The organism is Bacteroides caecigallinarum, assembly GCF_016901995.1.
Taxonomy (GTDB): Bacteria; Bacteroidota; Bacteroidia; order Bacteroidales; family Bacteroidaceae; genus Phocaeicola; species Phocaeicola cellulolyticus.
The window spans coordinates 1-14,071 of sequence record NZ_JACJLE010000030.1 but is presented as its reverse complement, the minus strand read 5'-3'; the positions used below and the strand labels follow the sequence as shown (position 1 = coordinate 14,071).

Below are 14,071 nucleotides of genomic sequence, written 5' to 3'. Positions count from 1 at the left end.
GACCATACATAAGCGTAAACGCATTATATATAATCCATGCCAACACTAATATTCTAAATGATATTATTGAGGACGGCTGTAGTTAGGAGCTTCACTTGTAATAGCCACATCATGTGGATGACTTTCCAATACACCAGCATTTGTAATACGTGTAAACTTGGCGTTATGAAGTTCCATAATGTTGTGTGCTCCGCAATATCCCATACCGGCACGCAAACCACCAGTCAACTGATAGATAACTTCGTAAAGTGTACCTTTATAAGGAACACGTGCTGCGATACCTTCCGGAACAAGTTTCTTAACATCAGTAGTAGAACTCTGGAAATAACGGTCTTTAGAACCATTCTCCATAGCTTCCAAAGAACCCATACCACGATATGACTTGAATTTACGTCCGTTGAATATGATTGTATCACCAGGAGCTTCTTCTGTACCTGCAACAAGCGAACCTATCATTACACTGTATCCACCGGCAGCCAATGCTTTAACCACATCACCAGAGTAACGCAATCCACCGTCAGCAATCAAAGGCACACCTGTACCTTCCAAAGCTTTAGCCACATCATATACTGCAGTCAACTGAGGCACACCAACACCGGCTACCACACGTGTAGTACATATTGAACCAGGACCGATACCTACTTTAACAGCATCCGCACCAGCTTCTACCAATGCTTTTGCTGCAGCACCTGTTGCCACATTACCAACTACGATATCTACATTAGGGAAACGCTTCTTTGCTTCTTTAAGCTTATCTATTACATATTTTGAATGTCCGTGTGCTGTATCAATAACAATTGCATCTGCTCCGGCATTCACCAATGCCTCCATACGTTCCAATGTATCAGCTGTAACACCTACACCTGCAGCTACACGCAAACGTCCCTGTGCATCCTTGCAAGCCATCGGTTTGTCTTTTGCTTTAGTTATATCCTTATAAGTTATAAGGCCTATCAACTTACCATTCTCATCAACTACAGGAAGCTTTTCAATCTTATTTTCCTGAAGAATCTGAGCTGCTGTCTCCATATCTGTTGACTGTTTTGTTGTGATGATATTTTCAGAAGTCATCACTTCCTGTATCTTCTTTTCCATGTCCTTTTCGAAACGAAGGTCACGGTTAGTAACGATACCTACAAGATAATTCTCGTTGTCCACAACAGGAATACCACCGATTTTGTATTCAGCCATGATATTCAAGGCGTCAATCACCTTTGCATCCCTATTTATAGTAACAGGATTTGAAATCATACCGTTTTCAGCACGTTTCACTGTTGCAACCTGACGAGCCTGTTCGGCAATAGACATATTTTTGTGGATTACACCGATACCTCCTTCTCTGGCAATAGCAATAGCCATCTGAGATTCTGTAACTGTATCCATAGCGGCAGTCACGAAAGGAATTTTCAACTCGATGTTTCTTGAGAACTTAGTCGTAAGTTCGACTGTTTTAGGTAATACTTCAGAATAGGCAGGGATCAACAAAACGTCATCGTAAGTCAATCCATCCATAACAACTTTATCTGCAATAAATGACATAGGGCTTTATGCTTTTGATTATTATTGCGTGCAAATATACGATTTTTATACGAATTATATAAGAGTAGACAATTATATTAACATATTTTTATGACAAAAAAAAATGCTTCGCCAAGGCTACAAACCGGCGAAGCAAGTCGTTTACATCAAAATATCAATTAATTTGCCATTTCTGAAATAAACTTAATTCTGACTAGTCTGATTTCTTCCTCTGTATAGTCATCACCAAGTTCATCCATGGCATCTTCTATTTTATCTGTTTCCGATTCCTTAAAATAATCATAGATATCCAACATATGGTCTTCGTCCATAATTTCATCAAGGAAATAATCAATATTAAGCTTAGTACCGGAATATACTATAGCCTCAACTTCATCAAGTAATTCCTGGAAGTCAATACCCTTTGCAACAGCAATATCGTCCAAAGCTACTTTTCTGTCTATACTCTGAATAATAGAAACCTTCAGTTTAGATTTGTTGGCTACAGTACGCACCCTTAAATCTTCAGGTCTGTCTATTTCGTTCTCCTCGCAATGAGTCTTTATCAGATCACAGAATTCCTGACCATAACGTTTTGCCTTACCGGCTCCGACGCCCGGAATATTCTGCAACTCTTCAAGGGTAATCGGATATATAGTAGCCATTGCCTCCAGAGAAGGATCCTGGAATATTACGTAAGGAGGAACATCAAGTTTCTTCGACATTTTCTTACGCAAATCCTTAAGCATAGAATACAATACAGGATCCACAGCACACGAAGCTCCACCTCTCATCGGAGTTTCTTCAACTTCATCTTCGTCAAAGTCTGTATCTTCAACTATCTTGAATGATTTCGGGTTCTTCAAGAACTTATGTCCGCTTGGAGTAACTTTAAGCAATCCATAATTCTCTACATCTTTTGCCAGATATCCGGCAATAAGTGCCTGACGTATTACAGAATTCCAGAGACGCTCCTCTTCACCCATTCCTGAACCGAACACTTCCAGTTCATCATGTTTATGAGCCAACACTTCTGATGTTTCTTTACCCAATAACACATCAATAATATAATCTTGTTTGAAATTTTCTTTAACAGCAACGATTGTTTCAATCACTGCACACAATAATTCCTGAGCCTCCACTTGTTTCTTAGGATTTAAACAGTTATCACAATTACCACAATTATCTTCCGTATATTCCTCACCGAAATAGTGCATCAGAATCTTCCTTCTACATACTGAAGATTCCGCATATGCAGCAGTCTCCAAAAGAAGCTGTTTGCCTATTTCCTGTTCAGACACAGGTTTACCCTGCATGAACTTTTCCAGTTTCTGTAAATCCTTGTTCGAGTAGAATGCTATACATTGTCCTTCACCACCATCTCGTCCCGCACGTCCTGTTTCCTGATAATATCCTTCAAGACTTTTAGGAATATCATAATGCAAAACATATCTTACATCCGGTTTATCAATACCCATTCCAAATGCGATAGTAGCAACTATGACATCTATATTTTCCTTCAGGAAATCATCCTGATTTATGTTTCTTGTAGCTGCATCCATTCCGGCATGATATGGTCTCGCCTTAATGCCATTGGCTACAAGTATTTCAGCCAACTCTTCAACTTTTTTTCTACTCAAGCAGTATATGATACCTGATTTCTCAGGATTCTGCTTTATGAATTTTATTATATCCTTATCAATATTATTTGTCTTCGGACGAACCTCATAATACAAATTAGGACGATTAAATGAAGACTTGAACTCGGCTGCATCAGTCATTCCCAAGTTCTTCTGGATATCCATTTTTACCTTAGGTGTGGCAGTAGCCGTCAAAGCTATAACAGGCGCCTTTCCTATCTCATTTATGATAGGTCGTATTCTTCTGTACTCAGGTCTGAAGTCATGTCCCCATTCAGATATACAATGCGCCTCATCAATTGCATAAAATGAGATTTTCACATGTTTCAGAAAATCCACATTCTCTTCTTTGGTAAGAGATTCCGGCGCAACATACAGCAATTTTGTTTTACCTGACGAGATATCAGCCTTAACCTGATCTATAGCCGACTTTGACAGTGACGAGTTGATGAAATGCGCAACTCCATCTTCTTCACTAAAGTTACGCATAGCATCCACCTGATTCTTCATAAGCGCAATAAGCGGCGAAATTACAATAGCCGTACCTTCCATAAGCAAGGAAGGTAATTGGTAGCACAACGACTTTCCACCTCCAGTAGGCATTAATACAAAAGTATCATGACCGTCAAGAAGACTTCTTATGATAGCCTCCTGATTTCCTTTGAAAGTATCAAAACCGAAATACCTCTTCAATTGTTCCGCTAAATTGATTTTTTCCGCCATTGCTTCCTATGAATTAAATGATTCAACGATATTCTGAAAAGTTCTTATGTAACAAAGTTATAAACAACTTTCAATATTACGCAAATAAAACGTGAAAAAAAATCATCTGAAGATGTATTTTTTTCATTTATAATTTAAACAGACTGCAAGCGGGACAGATTAGTCTTTCCCATTTGTTCTTTTGCATAATCAAGCGTCACCACAAAGTCGCTTACATTGCTAGAAGGCACATTATACATGACATCTATCATTATAGTTTCAACGATAGACCTCAGTCCTCTAGCGCCTAATTTATATTCTACCGCCTTATCCACAATATAGTCAAGAACTTCAGGTTCGAAAACAAGTTTCACTCCATCCATTTCAAGAAGTTTGATATATTGTTTGATAATAGAATTCTTAGGCTCTGTCAGAATATTACGCAAAGCTGTTCTGTCAAGCGGATTCAGATAAGTCAGTATAGGAAGTCGTCCGATTATTTCCGGAATCAATCCAAATGATCTCAAGTCCTGAGGAGCAATATACTGCATCATATTATTCCTGTCAATCTTCACAGACTCTTTTACCGAATTATATCCTACTACATTCGTATTAAGTCTTTGCGCTATTTTACGTTCTATACCTTCGAATGCGCCACCGCATATAAACAGTATATTCTTTGTGTTTACCGGAATCATTTTCTGCTCAGGATGTTTTCTTCCACCTTGAGGAGGAACATTCACTATAGAACCTTCCAACAATTTAAGTAATCCCTGCTGTACTCCTTCTCCACTGACGTCTCTTGTTATTGAAGGATTATCTCCTTTACGGGCTATCTTATCTATTTCATCAATAAAGACGATGCCTCGTTCAGCTTCTTCCACATTGTAATCCGCTACCTGAAGAAGTCTTGTAAGAAGACTTTCAATATCCTCACCTACATAACCGGCTTCTGTCAATACAGTAGCATCAACAATCGTAAACGGAACTTTCAACAGTTTAGCTATAGTTCGTGCCAACAGAGTTTTACCCGTACCGGTACTTCCGACCATAATTATGTTGGATTTTTCTATCTCCACATCATTATTGTCCGATACCTGGAGCAAACGTTTATAATGATTATAAACAGCCACTGATAAATATCTTTTTGCATCATCCTGACCAATAACATACTGATCAAGGAATTCCTTTATTTCTGCAGGCTTTGGCAATTCATCCAATTTCAGATTGCCGTTTTTCCCTGCATGGGAATGCATATTGGCTTCCTTGACAATTTCGTGAGCCTGTTCCACACACGAATCACAAATACAGCCATTCACTCCGGTAATCAGAAAACCTACTTCATTTTCCGAACGTCCGCAAAAGCTGCATTTGTTCCTATTTCTAGTTGTTTTTGAATTTTCCAATGACTATAAATTTTAGTTCTTTAGTTCTTTTTGAGTTTGCAAGTTTTTAAATTACAAAGAAGGCTTGCGAGACATAACTTCATCAATTATACCATATTCCTTCGCTTCCTGTGCAGTCATCCAGTAGTCTCTGTCCGAATCCGCCCACACCTTGTCAAAATCAGTATGCGAATGTTCAGCCACGATAGTATATAACTCTTTCTTGAGCTTCAATATTTCGCGCGCTGTAATTTCTATATCCGAAGCCTGACCTTGTGCGCCACCCAGAGGCTGGTGTATCATCACTCGTGAGTGTGTCAATGCAGAACGTTTGCCTTCCTGACCAGCCACAAGCAACACAGCAGCCATTGAAGCAGCAAGACCTGTACAGAAAGTAGCCACATCACTGCTGATAAACTGCATTGTATCATATATTCCCAAACCGGCATATACAGATCCGCCCGGTGAGTTTATATATATGGAAATATCCCTTCCTGAGTCTATAGAGTCAAGATACAGCAACTGAGCCTGCAATGTATTGGCTGTGTAATCATTGATTTCTGTTCCCAAGAAGATGATACGGTCCATCATCAAACGAGAGAACACGTCAAGCTGAGTAACGTTCAGTTGTCTTTCTTCAAGGATATAAGGATTAAGATAACCAGCCTGTGACTTTATAACATCATCAAGCACCATGCTGCTCATTCCCAAATGCTTGGTTGCATATTTTCTGAAATCATCCATAAGTTATATTTTTTTATCTTTTAAAAATACAGAAAGAGACTTTTAGCCATTTCTTTTCCGAGTACAGGACTAGAGCTTGCACCAACCAGAAAAGCCTCGGTTAAAAGCCTCTTCCATTATAATAAGCCTCAGCAATTAACTTCAGCCTGGAATTATATTACTGAAACATTTTGTTGAAATCTTCTACAGATACAGCTTTGTGGTTCAATGTTACCTGACCCTTAACAGCTGCAGCAAGCTTAGATTCAATTGCTCTGTTTACAAGAGCTTCAACGCTTTCGCGTTTCTTAAGCATTTCTTTAGAGTAGTTTTCAAGCAATTCTTCAGGAACATTGATCATACCGTACTGAGCGAACTGAGCACGAGTAGCTTCCTTAGCCATATCCTGAATATCAGACTGTTCAATCTTGATACCGTTAGCTTCAACAAGTTTTTCCTTGATCAAGTGCCAAGTAAGTTCTTCAAGGCTCTTTTCGTAGTTTTCGTTTACGTATTCTTCACCTTTTTCCTTGTTGTTGTCAAGCATGATACGTTTCATCAAATCGTCAGCAAATTCCAATTTACCAACCTTACCCATAGTGTAAGCGCGCAAGTCGATAAGGAACTTATAGTCGCTGTCAGCAACGAACTGAGTAGAGATGCTTTCCTTAACCTGAGCACGGAATTCTTCTTCGTTTGAAGCCTTGCCTTCGCCAAGAACCTGGTCGAACAATTCCTGATTCAATTCACCCGGAATCATACGAGTGATTTCTTCAATCTGGAAGCTGAAGTTACCTTTGTAGTTAGCAACTTCTTCTTTCTTAACTTTCAGAAGAGAAGCAAGTTCTGCTTCGTTGTTATCGAAAGCTACAGAAGGATTGAACACCAATACAGTGTTTACCTTAGCACCGTTGAAGATAGCTTTCTGGTCGTCGTTCTTCATGTATGTAGGCATCATAACTGCACCTTCTACCTGAACACCGCCTTCTTTTGTATTTCCGTTTTCATCAAGCTCAGCCAAAAGACCTTTCAGCATATCCTTTTCCTGATAGTCTTCAACCTTGTCATATTTAGCTGTACGCTGTCTGTACATATTAACCTGCTGTTCTACCATTTCGTCAGTTACATCGATATCATAGTAGTCAACAGTATCATTGTTTGACAATTCTATAGAGAATTCAGGAGCCAAAGCGATATCGAAAGAGAATTCGAAGTTTTCGTCTGTTTCGAAGTTAGCGTTGTTTTCCTTTGGAAGTGGAGTACCCAACATGTTCACTTTGTTTTCGCGGATATATTCACCAACTTTTTCCTGCAACAGCTTGTCAACTTCTTCAAGAAGTACAGAAACACCATACTGTTTCTTGATAAGACCCATCGGAACCATACCTTTACGGAATCCAGGCATATTTACTCTCTGACGAAGTGTCTTCAACGCTTTTTCAACTTTTTCCTGATAATCAGCTTTTTCGATTTGCGCAGTAAGCACAGCACTTACGTTGCTTACATTCTGTAATGAAATATTCATTTCTTAATTGTTTTATATTAATTATTATTCTTATTTTCAAAAGTATAAACTTTTTGGGGTGTGCAAAAATAGTGTTTAATCTTGCAACTACCAAAAAGTCAGGACAAAAAAAATTTCAAACAGGTCTTCACTCGATTTCATCAATCACGTTCAGGCTGTATCTGGAAGTCTTTTTTTCTCAACACAAAACTATTGCTCAAATACTTCTCACGCACAATTTTGTTTTCTGCCAACTCCTCCGGAGTTCCCTGAAAAAGGATTCTACCTTCAAACAGCAGATATGCCCTGTCCGTAATGCTCAATGTTTCCTGCACATTGTGGTCGGTAATCAGAATTCCTATATTCTTGTCTTTAAGCTTCCAGACAATATGCTGAATATCTTCAACTGCAATAGGGTCAACTCCCGCAAAAGGCTCGTCAAGCATAATGAATTTAGGGTCAATAGCCAGACATCTTGCTATTTCCGTTCTTCTACGCTCACCACCCGAAAGCTGGTCACCCAAGTTTTTTCTCACTTTCTGCAATCTGAACTCAGCTATAAGGCTTTCCAGTTTTTCCTTTTGATATTCCGGACTTTTGTTTGTAAGCTCAAGAACAGAAGCAATATTGTCTTCAACGCTCATTTTTCTGAACACAGAAGCCTCTTGTGCCAAATAGCCAATACCCTTTTGTGCACGTTTGTAAACCGGATATGATGTAATATCTTCATCATTCAAGAATATATGTCCCTCATTTGGAACTATAAGTCCGGTTGTCATATAGAATGAAGTGGTTTTTCCGGCACCGTTAGGTCCTAAAAGTCCTACGATTTCTCCCTGTTTGACATTGATGGAAACATCGTTAACAACGGTTCGTTTACCATATTTCTTGACAAGATTCTCCGTACGAAGCACCATACATTCATTATAATCCGCCTGCGAACCGGCATCAACGGACTTACCTTCGTATTCTTTATCTTTCAATTCTTCCATATAGCTTATTTTGGGCACAAAAGTAGTAAAATTCTTGGGTTATATGGTCATTTACATTAAAATCATCCTATCTTTTATTATTTAATAGCTAAAAAACAGTACTTTTGCAACAAATTATTTTTTGACATCATGATAAAACCAATCAGTATTCTAGGCAAATACGTTATTCTCATGGGCAGAGTTTTTTCACGCCCTGAAAGAGTAAGAATGTATTTCAAACAATATGTAAACGAATTGTACCAACTTGGAATCAACTCCATCGGTATAGTACTCCTGATTTCATTCTTCATCGGAGCGGTTATATGTATCCAGATAAAACTGAACATAGAAAGTCCGTGGATGCCGCGATTTGTAGTAGGATATACCACCCGAGAAATCCTGTTGCTTGAATTTTCTTCAGCCATAATGTGTCTTATCCTTGCAGGTAAGGTAGGTTCCAACATTGCATCCGAATTAGGCACAATGCGTGTCACCCAACAAATAGACGCACTTGAGATTATGGGTATAAACTCGGCATCATACCTTATCCTACCTAAGATACTGGGACTAATGACAATGATTCCGTTTCTTGTCATCTTCAGTATATTCGCAGGAATTATAGGAGCATTCTGTACAGCATGGTTTGCTGGTATAATGAACGCCACCGACCTTGAATACGGTCTTCAATACTGCTTCATAGAATGGTATATCTGGTGCAGCTTTATCAAGTCACTGTTCTTTGCATTCATTATAGCCAGCGTTTCGGCATATTTCGGATACACAGTTGACGGCGGTTCCATTTCCGTAGGTAAGGCAAGTACAAACGCCGTTGTTTCAAGCAGCGTACTCATTCTATTCTCAGATTTAATTCTTACACAACTATTAATGGGATGATACAGTTAAAATCTATATGTAAGTCATTCGAAGGAAGAACAGTCCTTGATGACATCAATTTCACTTTCGAAAACGGAAAGACCAACCTCATCATAGGTCAGAGCGGTTCCGGTAAAACCGTTCTAATGAAATGTATTGTGGGACTTCTGACACCAGAAAAAGGTGAAGTGCTTTATGACAACAGAAATCTCCTCGGTATGGGAAAGGTCGAAAAGAAAACTCTACGTAAGGAAATGGGCATGATATTCCAAAGCGCAGCATTATTCGATTCACTGTCCGTACTTGAGAATGTTATGTTCCCTCTTGATATGTTTTCGAACGACACATATCGCGACAGGGTAAAACGCGCACAATTCTGTCTGGACAGGGTAAACCTTCTGGATGCACAAAACAAATATCCAGGCGAGATAAGTGGAGGTATGCAAAAACGAGTAGCAATAGCCAGAGCAATAGCATTGAACCCGCAATATCTGTTTTGCGACGAACCAAACTCAGGACTTGACCCTAAGACATCTCTGGTGATTGACGAACTTATACACGACATCACCACAGAATTCAACATGACAACCATAATCAACACTCACGACATGAACTCAGTGATGGGTATAGGCGACAGCATCCTGTACATATATCAGGGACACAAAGAATGGTCAGGTACAAAAGACGAAGTGTTTACGGCAACAAATGAAAGGCTGAACAATTTCATTTTTGCATCCGACCTTTTAAGGAAAGTAAAGACGGAAGAAAATAAAAACAAGAACCTATAAAAACAAAATTTCCCTGCCGATATCTCATGAAAATATTGACAGGGAAATTTTATTTTTTATAAAAGATTTATGCTTCTTTTCTCATTTTATATCCGTAAGCCACTATTACAACAAAACAAATCAACGGAAGTATAAACGAAACATTCACGGCTGGCATTCCAAACAAAGTCTTGCAGTCTATAATGGATGCCTGAAGCGGTGGCAATACAGATCCTCCAAGAATAGCCATAATCAGCCCGGCAGCACCGAATTTGGCGTCATCTCCCATACCCTTCAATGCTATACCATATATAGTAGGGAACATCAGAGACATACAAGCTGAAACTCCGACAAGACAATACATTCCCAAAATATTCTCCAGACAGATAACTCCTGCAGTAAGTACAATTGCCGCTATGGACAAAACCATAAGCAACATTCCTGGCTTTACAAAACGGAGCATAAATGTACAGACGAAACGACTTACACAAAATATAATCATTGCCACTATATTATATTTCTGAGAGAGTACCTCAGCCGCTTGTTCTTCCATTCCCTGTGCCATAAACAGACGTGTACCGTACTGGATAATGAATGTCCAGCACATTATCTGAGCACCTACATAAAAGAACTGTGCTATGACACCATATTTATATCTTCTTCTTGAGAAAATACGCTTCAACGTAGGTATAAAATCTATAGAATGTGACTGATCTGCATTTCTTGGCATCTTTGACATCCTGATAACTATAAGCATAGCTATTATGACCAGACCAATCACCAGATAAGGAGCAATGAGAACAGACAAATCTGAGTCTCTGACTGCTTCAAATTCTGCCTGACTCAACTGTGCCCTTTCTACTGTATCCATTGGATGCAACTTATTCTGGATAAAGTTCATCGCAACATACATTCCCATCAGAGAACCTATCGGATTGAATGCCTGAGCCAAATTAAGACGACGCGTAGCTGTTTCTTCCGGACCCATTGAAAGTATATAAGGATTACAACTTGTTTCCAGAAAAGACAATCCGCACGTCATTACAAAATATGCCAATAGAAACGGATGATAGTCACCTGTCAGTTTTGCCGGGAAAAAAGCCAATGCACCGAGAGCATACAATCCCAATCCTAACAATACTCCGGCTTTATATGTATATTTCCTTATAAACATGGCTGCCGGAAAAGCCATAGCAAAATATCCGCCATAAAAAGCCACTTGAACCAAAGCTCCGTCGGTAACACTCATTCTGAATATTTTTGAAAAAGCCTTTACCATCGGATTGGTAATATCGTTTGCAAATCCCCACAATGCAAAGCAAAACGTAATCAATACAAAAGGGAACAAATAACTTACGCCGTCTTTGCTAATAATAGATTGTTTCATGAATAATTTTAAAGTTTAGGTTAATGAATTAATAGAAAGGCATAAAAATCAATACAGGTAAAACATCCTTTCCATAGGCTGCCACTTCTCGGATGATGTACTTCCCGGTTCAGAGCACTGGAATATAGACATATAATCTTCCCACTCCTGCTGTCTTGGCAATACTGCCAGTTTTTCCATTGCCGAATCCCAATCAAAATCCAATGGAGTTTCCACAATCATAAAAAGCCTTGTTCCCAAAATATAAATTTCCATTTCCAATATGCCAACGCTGCGTATGCCTTCAAGTATCTCAGGCCATATTTTTTCTTTGCTATGACGCAATTTGTATTCGGCTATCAACTCCGGATTATTTCTCAAATCCATTGTTCTACAGTATCTCTTCACATTACAGCCATGATTCTTTGCCGCATATCCAGTATTTTCCATATGTATTACCTTAATATATTATTTATCTAAATTTTGTACTAAAATATTTCCTATGGCAGTAGCCTCAACCGGACCGGCATCTACATCAAGTCCTGTAGCCAAAGCCGTCAGTCGGTTAAGATATTTGTTTTGCGAACCTCCACCAATTATATGTAATTTTTCAACAGAACGGGGCAATAATTTGTTCAATCCCTCTATTCCTTTTCTGTATCTGTCTGCCAATGACAACAATACGCATTTCACAAATTCTCCCTGTGTCTGCGGAACCTGCTGTCCGCTTTCCTTACAGTAAGAGATTATTGTTTCTGCCATATTCAGCGGACTGGTAAAGACATTATTGTCAACATCTACCATTGATGATATATCCGCTTTCTCTGCTTCAGGAATCAGAATATCGTATTCAGTACATTTACCTTCTTCAGTCCATTCGGACATAAGTTTCTGAAGAATCCACAGTCCGGTGATATTCTGGAGGAAACATATTTTACCATCCACACCACCTTCGTTTGTAAATCCGTTAACTCTGGCTTCTTCAGAAAGAATCGGCTCGTCTGTCACTACTCCAAGCAAAGACCATGTTCCCGAACTTAAAAATGCTGTCACTTTTTCGTTTTCATCAGCAGGAACAGCATATACCGCACTCGCCGTGTCATGCGATGCCACTGCTATAACCTTTACATCATAATCCAGCCCAAGTTCTTCCTTTATCTCAGGCTTCAGCATTCCTCTTTCCTGCCCAGGCATTACGATTTCGCAGAAGATATGTTCAGGCAATCCCAATTGGCGTATAAGTTCATAATTCCACTTACGCGCCTTGATATCCATTAGCTCCGAAGTAGATGCTATGCTATATTCATTATTTGCAACACCGGTAAGGAAATAACTGAACAAATCAGGCATGAACAACAACTTATCTGCCACAGAAAGCAACGGACTGTTTTCTTCTTTCATCGCATAAAGCTGAAACAGCGTGTTTATTGCCATCACCTGTGTGCCACTGACAGAGTAGTGTTCGCTTGGATCTATAATCTTAAAAACCTTTTCAGGCATACCGTCCGTACGACTGTCACGGTAACAGACCGGATTACCTATGAGATTTCCATTCTTATCTATAAGTCCGAAATCAACACCCCATGTATCTATGCCGATACTCTTTATTCTATATCCTTTTTCAACAGCCATACGTATTCCTCTCTTCATATCTTCAAAAAGAGAAAGGAAATCCCAATATATATGGCCGCCCATCCTTACCTGCCTGTTCTGAAAACGATATATCGTATCCAGACAAGTTTTACCATCGGAGACGTAGCCGGCAATCACTCGCCCGCTACCCCCTCCGAAGTCTATTGCTAGTCTTACTTCTCTCATTTTGTCTTCTTACCTAAAACGTATGTTTCCAAGTCGTCTATCTCGGCATTTGTCAGTGTCTCATACTTTTCACCTGTAAGGATTATGATTCGGCAAGCCATTTCGAAGAACATCGCTCTTTCAAAAGCCTCGTCAAAATCTTTTCCACAAACCACCTGACCGTGTTTTTTCAGAAGAACAGAGTTATGGTCTTTCAATGCTGATATCACTCCTTCTGCCAACTCTTTTGACCCCGGTCTGTAATATGGAACTACCGGAATTTCTGAACCTACATGGCATGGAACTTCCGCTGTAACATTATAGTCCTTAGGCAATTCCTTCATACATGCAACAGCTGTTGCGTAAGGTGACTGGAAATGAAGAACAACATTTACATCAGGTCTTTCTCTCAATACTCCAAGGTGAAAGCCGTGTTCCATTGATGGTTTTACACCGTTAAGAACTTCACCTGTTTCAAGTTTACATATTGCGACCTTTTCTTTCGGCAATGACGGTACCCATGAACCTGTACCTGAAAGGAGAACTTCATCACCTATTCTCCAAGAGATGTTACCGCTGCTGCATATTGTCAAACCTGCATCACCTACACGGTGAGCTTCCGAAATAAATTTTTCTATCTGTTCGTTAGTTATCATAATACTTTCTTATATAAATCCAAAATAATTTCTTCTGTCACTTCACGAGGATTTCCAGGTGTACATACATCTGCATAAGCAGCCTTGGCAAGACGAGGAAGGTCTTCTGCCTTGATTCCCAACTCTGACAAATGCTGAGGTATTCCTACACGTACAGACAGTTCCTTAA

Annotated in this window: 12 protein-coding genes and 1 pseudogene; 2 read left to right on the top strand and 11 right to left on the bottom strand. The window is 39.3% G+C overall.

Features of this window, described 5'->3' with window-relative positions; translation table 11 throughout:
- Positions 1 to 63: 63 nt before the first annotated feature.
- The 6 genes from guaB to lptB all read right to left on the bottom strand — a co-directional run bounded on the left by guaB (position 64) and on the right by lptB (position 8,389).
- On the bottom strand, positions 64 to 1,539 hold the full coding sequence (gene guaB, locus H6A61_RS08965) for an IMP dehydrogenase (protein WP_154044165.1): 1,476 nt from the start codon (positions 1,537 to 1,539) through the stop codon (positions 64 to 66).
- Between the two features lie 158 nt (positions 1,540 to 1,697).
- Entirely contained in the window at positions 1,698 to 3,881 is a 2,184-nt protein-coding gene (recQ, locus tag H6A61_RS08960) for a DNA helicase RecQ (RefSeq protein WP_154044164.1), read from the bottom strand.
- A 134-nt stretch (positions 3,882 to 4,015) separates the two neighbouring features.
- The gene (gene clpX / locus H6A61_RS08955) at positions 4,016 to 5,266 is read right to left on the bottom strand and encodes an ATP-dependent Clp protease ATP-binding subunit ClpX (RefSeq protein ID WP_204392983.1); all 1,251 of its coding nucleotides are present in this window, start codon (positions 5,264 to 5,266) and stop codon (positions 4,016 to 4,018) included.
- 51 nt (positions 5,267 to 5,317) lie between these two features.
- A complete protein-coding gene (gene clpP / locus H6A61_RS08950; protein WP_154044162.1) occupies positions 5,318 to 5,989 on the bottom strand; it encodes an ATP-dependent Clp endopeptidase proteolytic subunit ClpP in 672 nt (223 codons plus the stop codon).
- A gap of 157 nt (positions 5,990 to 6,146) precedes the next feature.
- Positions 6,147 to 7,493: a trigger factor gene (tig, locus tag H6A61_RS08945; protein WP_154044161.1), complete on the bottom strand. Its 1,347-nt coding sequence runs from the start codon at positions 7,491 to 7,493 to the stop codon at positions 6,147 to 6,149.
- A 140-nt stretch (positions 7,494 to 7,633) separates the two neighbouring features.
- A complete protein-coding gene (gene lptB, locus H6A61_RS08940) occupies positions 7,634 to 8,389 on the bottom strand; it encodes an LPS export ABC transporter ATP-binding protein (RefSeq protein WP_154044198.1) in 756 nt (251 codons plus the stop codon).
- Between the two features lie 204 nt (positions 8,390 to 8,593).
- Here lptB and H6A61_RS08935 point away from each other — a divergent pair, with 204 nt between their 5' ends.
- Positions 8,594 to 9,337: an MlaE family ABC transporter permease gene (locus H6A61_RS08935; RefSeq protein WP_154044160.1), complete on the top strand. Its 744-nt coding sequence runs from the start codon at positions 8,594 to 8,596 to the stop codon at positions 9,335 to 9,337.
- Positions 9,334 to 10,104, top strand: coding sequence for an ABC transporter ATP-binding protein (locus H6A61_RS08930; RefSeq protein WP_154044159.1), 771 nt, complete (start codon positions 9,334 to 9,336; stop codon positions 10,102 to 10,104). The genes H6A61_RS08935 and H6A61_RS08930 overlap by 4 nt, the downstream gene beginning before the upstream one ends.
- A 67-nt stretch (positions 10,105 to 10,171) precedes the next feature.
- On the opposite strand, the gene fucP is transcribed toward H6A61_RS08930, so the two are convergent.
- The 5 genes and pseudogenes from fucP to H6A61_RS08905 form a co-directional block, all read right to left on the bottom strand.
- Positions 10,172 to 11,470, bottom strand: a complete 1,299-nt coding sequence (fucP, locus tag H6A61_RS08925; protein WP_204392981.1) for an L-fucose:H+ symporter permease — start codon at positions 11,468 to 11,470, stop codon at positions 10,172 to 10,174.
- 48 nt (positions 11,471 to 11,518) lie between these two features.
- On the bottom strand, positions 11,519 to 11,905 hold the full coding sequence (locus H6A61_RS08920; protein WP_375338127.1) for an L-rhamnose mutarotase: 387 nt from the start codon (positions 11,903 to 11,905) through the stop codon (positions 11,519 to 11,521).
- Positions 11,906 to 11,917: 12 nt separating this feature from the next.
- Complete coding sequence (locus tag H6A61_RS08915; RefSeq protein WP_204392979.1) at positions 11,918 to 13,267, bottom strand: rhamnulokinase; 1,350 nt, start codon at positions 13,265 to 13,267, stop codon at positions 11,918 to 11,920.
- Positions 13,264 to 13,902, bottom strand: a complete 639-nt coding sequence (locus tag H6A61_RS08910; protein ID WP_204392977.1) for a class II aldolase/adducin family protein — start codon at positions 13,900 to 13,902, stop codon at positions 13,264 to 13,266. Before H6A61_RS08910 ends, H6A61_RS08915 begins: the two co-directional genes overlap by 4 nt.
- A pseudogene (locus tag H6A61_RS08905) lies at positions 13,899 to 14,071 on the bottom strand (iron-containing alcohol dehydrogenase); the annotation flags it as partial. The pseudogene H6A61_RS08905 and the gene H6A61_RS08910, both read right to left, overlap by 4 nt.